Annotated in this window: 4 protein-coding genes; 3 read left to right on the forward strand and 1 reads right to left on the reverse strand. The window is 65.3% G+C overall.

Features of this window, described 5'->3' with window-relative positions; genetic code table 11:
* Positions 1-337, reverse strand: a 337-nt coding sequence (locus EN745_RS33030) for an extracellular solute-binding protein (RefSeq protein ID WP_127423186.1), incomplete at its 3' end; no start/stop codon positions are given.
* A 204-nt stretch (positions 338-541) separates the two neighbouring features.
* Here EN745_RS33030 and EN745_RS33035 point away from each other — a divergent pair.
* From EN745_RS33035 to EN745_RS33045, 3 genes are all read left to right on the forward strand, one after another.
* A complete protein-coding gene (locus EN745_RS33035) occupies positions 542-1,078 on the forward strand; it encodes a sigma-70 family RNA polymerase sigma factor (protein WP_127423187.1) in 537 nt (178 codons plus the stop codon).
* Between the two features lies 1 nt (position 1,079).
* Positions 1,080-1,718: an NrsF family protein gene (locus EN745_RS33040; protein WP_127423188.1), complete on the forward strand. Its 639-nt coding sequence runs from the start codon at positions 1,080-1,082 to the stop codon at positions 1,716-1,718.
* A gap of 142 nt (positions 1,719-1,860) precedes the next feature.
* The coding region (locus EN745_RS33045) for a PAS domain-containing protein (protein WP_245487898.1) at positions 1,861-2,833 on the forward strand (973 nt) is incomplete at its 3' end.

Here is a 2,833-nt window from a genome sequence, read left to right on the forward strand (position 1 = left end):
CCTGCGGCACCTGCGCCAGCGTGTCGGCGTCGACCGGCGCGAACAGGCCGGCAGCCTCGACGAGCGCCATGGCGGGCGAATTCTCGGTCAGGAACACATCGGCTGGCGAGGCCGCGCCCTCGGCGACGATCTGGTTGGAGAAATCGCTGTCGCCGCCATTGCGCAGCGTCACCTTGATGCCGGTTTCCTTGGTGAAGCCAGCGGCCCATTCCTTGGCCAGGCTCTCGTGCTGGGCGTTGTAGACGACGATGCCGGCATCCTCGGCCATGGCCGGGGCGGCAAACAGGCCGAGCGCCAGCACCGTGGCGCCGGCAAGCGTGGAAAGGGCTATTCTCATGGGCGTCGTCCTCGATCTGATGGTCTTTGTTGGCTCCGCTGCACCTACCAATACCTGATTTGGATAGTCAACATTGATGGGCTGCTTCATTCGGTCGCCGGGGCGCACGCTTTCGTGATTCTCCAGCACTTTGGCTTGGACATTATTTCGCCGGCCACGTAACAAATCAGCGCCGAGGCGCGAACATCGGGGGAGAAAACTCTTGTGACCGGCAACAACGAGGCCGAGCTTTCCCGGTTGCTCAAGGCCGCGATCGCGGGAGACGAAAGGGCTTACGCCGGCTTTCTGGCGCGGACGGCCGCTCTCGTGCGCGGCTTTGCCCGGCGCAAGATCGTTCAGGGCGGGGTCGACCCCGAGGATGTCGTGCAGGAAACCTTGCTGGCCATTCACGTCAAACGGCATACCTGGCGCCAGGACGCGCCGGTGCTGCCATGGATTTACGCCATTGCGCGCTTCAAGCTGATCGACGCCTTCCGGCGGCGCGGGCGGCGCATCGAGGTCGAGATCGACGAGATCGCCGAGACCTTCGCCGAGCCGGAAACCGAGACGGTGAGCGAACGCGACATCAACCGCGTGCTGGAGAGCTTGCCGCCGGCGCAGCGCTCGGTGGTCTCGGCGGTGTCGGTCGAGGGCCGCTCGATCGGCGAGACGGCGGCGAAATTCGGGATCAGCGAGACGGCGGTCAGGGTGTCGCTGCATCGCGGCCTTGCCGCCATAGCCAAACGGTTCGGACGACAGTGACATGAGGACCGAGGATCTCATCAAGGCGCTCGACGCCGATGTCCGCGGCAAGGCGATGCCGCTCGGCTCCGCCTGGTGGATGGCCATCGCGGCGGCGGGGGCAATCGCGGCGGCGGTGTTCTGGCTAACCATCGGTCCGCGTCCCGATCTCATGTCGGCCATGCACACCATGCGGTTCCTGTCCAAATTCGTCTTCACCATCGCGCTCGCCGTCAGCGCCTTCGTGTTGATCCGGGCCCTGTCGAGCCCCGGTGCGCCGACCTCCCGGGCGATGGCGTGGATGGCCGTCGCGCCCGTGTTGGTGGCCGTGGCGGTGATCCTCGAACTTTTCGTGGTGCCCCGGGTCGAATGGGGCACGCGGCTGGTCGGCTCCAACATGATGATCTGCATGACCTTCATCCCGCTGATCGGCCTCGGGCCGCTCGCCGTCTTCCTGAGGATGCTGCGCCATGGCGCTCCGACGCGGCCGGTGCTGGCGGGCGCGGTCGCCGGCCTGCTCGCCGGCGGAGTATCGGCGACCTTCTATGCCGTGCACTGCTTCGACGACTCTCCGCTTTTCATCGCCACCTGGTACACGATCGCGGTTATCATCCTCACCGGCCTCGGAGCGCTCGGCGGGCGGTTCTTCGTACGCTGGTAGCGCCGCGCACACCGATCCTTAATCATGCCGGCAATTGTTTGCCGGTTAGCATCGTCGCTTGCGTCCCCGATGCAACCTTTCCTTAAAATCGATCCGCCAGGGTTGCATCGGCGTGCGATTGCGCATTGGGGTGGAACACTTTGTGACGTGGTGGAATTGGAAAGGCCCGCGGGCCGGCAGATACGCAGCGCTGATCCTGATGGCGGTCGGCCTTGTCGCCGCCGCGGCCTCGATCCTGTCGTCGCGCCTTGATCTCGGCGCCGAGACCCTCAAGCTCAGCCTGCAGGTGTCAGACGCCATGATCGCGGCGTCCCTGTTCCTCGCCGCCTTCTTCATCCGCCAGATCGTCGACGACCGCCGCCAGATCGCCGAAAGCGAGCAGCGCTTCCGCCGCGCCATGGAGGACTCGGCAATCGGCGTCGCCATCGTCGGGCTCGATGGCCGCATCGTGCAGACCAACCCGGCCTTCGCCGCCATGCTCGATTACAGTCGCGAGGAGATCGAGGCGAAAACCTTTTTCCAGATCACACATCCCGACGACCTGCAGATCGGCCGGGACACGATGGTGAGCCTGAAGGAAGGCAAGATCGATTCCTTCCATTTCGAGAAGCGATATCTCAGGAAGGATGGGACGCCGGTCTGGGCGCAGCTTGCCGGGTCGGTGATCCGCGACGAGGAGAGCGGCCGGCCGCTCTATCTGGTGTCGCAGATCGAGGACATCGACGCCCGCAAGAAGTCCGATGCGCGCATCGCGGAGGCCGAAACGCGCTGGAATTTCGCGCTGGCCAGCGCCGGCCAGGGCGTCTGGGATTTCAATCTGCGCAAGGGCGGCACCACCTATTCCGCCACCTGGGTGAAGATGCTGGGCTATGCCGATGGCGAGCTGGACGGCGACCCCGATCGCTGGCTGGCGATGATCCATCCGGACGACCGAGCGATTGTCGACGAGGCCGATCGCGCCCATCTCGCCGGCGAGACGCCGTTCTTCGAGGCCGAGTACCGCATGCGCCACAAGTATGGCCATTGGATCTGGATCCTCGACCGCGGCAAGGCTCTCGAGCGTGACGGCGATGGGCGGCTGACCCGGGCCATTGGCAGCCTTACCGATATCACCC

It is taken from the genome of Mesorhizobium sp. M4A.F.Ca.ET.022.05.2.1 (assembly GCF_003998845.1).
In the GTDB taxonomy this organism is placed as follows: domain Bacteria; phylum Pseudomonadota; class Alphaproteobacteria; order Rhizobiales; family Rhizobiaceae; genus Mesorhizobium.